This is a genomic window from Rhizobacter sp. P3_B12 (genome assembly GCF_056402895.1).
Genome location: NZ_JBFUGN010001234.1, coordinates 1 through 1560, shown reverse-complemented (window position 1 = coordinate 1560; position 1560 = coordinate 1). Strand labels below are relative to the sequence as shown.

Below are 1560 nucleotides of genomic sequence, written 5' to 3'. Positions count from 1 at the left end.
AGCAGGACGTGAAGGTGCAGACCGCCAACGTGCAGAGCGGTGCGCTGGCGGTGGCGCAATCCGAACGCAAGCTGGCGGCGCTGCGCTCGCAGTACCGCTCGCAGCTGGAGAACGAACGCATCGAGACGCTGGCCACGCTGAACCGCAGCGACCAGGAATGGCAGAAGTCGACGGTGCGCGCCGGGCAGCTGGAGATCCGCGCGCCGAACGCCGGCATCGTGAAGGATCTGGCGACGACCACGCGCGGCGCGGTGGTGTCGGCGGGTGCACTGCTGATGAACATCGTGCCGCAGGGCGAGCCGCTGCAGGCCGAGGTGCAGCTGCACAACGAGGACGTGGGCTTCGTCAGCGTCGGCCAGCTCGCGAAGGTGAAGGTGGCTGCCTATCCGTTCCAGAAATATGGCCTGCTCGACGGCCGGGTGATTCTCGTCAGCGCCGATGCGACCGATCCGAAGCAGCAACAGCAAGCGCAGCAGCCGGGCCAGCCGCAGTTGAACTACCGCGCCATCGTGCAGATTGACAGCCCGGTGCTGACCAGCGCCGCCACCGGCGAGAAGCTGGTGCTGAACCCGGGCATGGCCGTCACGGCCGAAGTCCAGCAGGGACGGCGGTCGGTGATCGAGTACCTGTTGTCGCCGGTGAAGAAGGTGGCGCAGGAGGCCGCGCGGGAGCGCTGAGCCCGGCCAGCCAGGCCCGCAGCGTCGGCGCATCGAACGGCTTCTGCAGGAAGGGCCAGCCGTCGCGCCAGCCGGGCTGCATGCCGAGGGCCTGGTCCGGCATCGCGGACATCAGCGCCACGCGCAATCCGGGCCACTCGTGCGCCACGGCCTGCGCCAGCTGCACGCCGCTGATGCCGTCGCCCAGCCGCACGTCCGACAGCAGCAATTGCGGCAGCGGCGCCTCGCGCAGTGCCCGCAGCGCCTGCTCGGCGCCGGCCGCGGTGCGCACCTCGCAGCCGGCGGCTTGCAGCATCTCGGCCACGGTGCTGCGGAACTCGTCGTCGTCGTCCACCAGCAGCACCGATGACACGACCAGCCGCGCGGCCAAGGCACCGGGCGTGCCGGCCGACGCGGCCGCCGCCGCCGCGCCGAGCGGAAAGCGCAGCGTCACGCTCGTGCCCTCGCCGATGCGGCTCGCGAGCGCGATGCGCCCGCCCGACTGCTTCACGAAGCCGTAGACGATCGACAGCCCGAGCCCGCTGCCTTCGCCCTCCGCCTTGGTCGTGAAGAAGGGCTCGAACACCTTCTCGCGCAGCGCCTCGGGGATGCCGGCGCCGGTGTCGGCGATGCACAGCTCGAGCTCGTCGCCGTCCACCCGCGTCGCAACCTGCAGCCGCCCGCCGCCGGGCATCGCGGCCGCGCTGTTGATCACCAGGTTCAGCAGCGCGTTCTCCAACTGCCCGCGGTCGACGTGCACGCAGGCCTCGCCGGCCCGCAGCGCCAGCGCCACCTGAACCGCGTCGCCGGCGCTGTAGTCGATCAGGTCGAGCATCTCCTCGACCATCGCATCCACCACCACCGGCTCGGCCTGCAGCGGCTGGCGCCGCGCGAAGGCGAGCAG

The 1560-nt window shown here is 71.3% G+C and carries 2 protein-coding genes; one reads left to right on the top strand and one right to left on the bottom strand.

Annotation, left to right across the window (positions count from 1 at the left end; translation table 11 throughout):
• A partial coding sequence (locus AC1D01_RS34095; protein ID WP_477873888.1) for a beta-barrel domain-containing protein occupies window positions 1–677 on the top strand: 677 nt, incomplete at its 5' end.
• Here AC1D01_RS34095 and AC1D01_RS34090 read toward each other — a convergent pair.
• A partial coding sequence (locus AC1D01_RS34090; protein ID WP_477873887.1) for an ATP-binding protein occupies window positions 583–1560 on the bottom strand: 978 nt, incomplete at its 5' end. The two genes, AC1D01_RS34095 and AC1D01_RS34090, sit on opposite strands and share 95 nt — an antisense overlap.